Raw genomic sequence first — 241 nt, forward strand, 5'->3', positions numbered from 1 at the left:
GCGTCGTCGTACGCCCAGGCGGTCGCCAACGAGCTGCGCCGCCTGCTCGGCCTCCCCGGCGGCGACCCGCCGCTCGCGGTCGACGCCGACCTGCGCCCGGAGGGCAAGCAGGGGCCGCGCGGGCGCACGATCGGCTCCTACGCGGCGTACTACGCGAAGTGGTCGAAGGTATGGGAGGCCCAGGCGCTCCTGCGTGCCGACGCGGTCGTGGGCGACCTCGACCTGCGCCGGCGGGGCGGGG

Annotated in this window: 1 protein-coding gene; it reads left to right on the plus strand. The window is 77.6% G+C overall.

Going from position 1 to position 241, the window contains the following annotated elements; genetic code table 11:
• Positions 1 to 241: hypothetical protein (locus tag QWY29_RS20620; protein ID WP_300963087.1), on the plus strand; the 241-nt coding region annotated here is incomplete at both ends.

Origin of the sequence: Nocardioides abyssi (assembly GCF_030412915.1) — a bacterium.
Taxonomy (GTDB): Bacteria; Actinomycetota; Actinomycetes; order Propionibacteriales; family Nocardioidaceae; genus Nocardioides; species Nocardioides abyssi.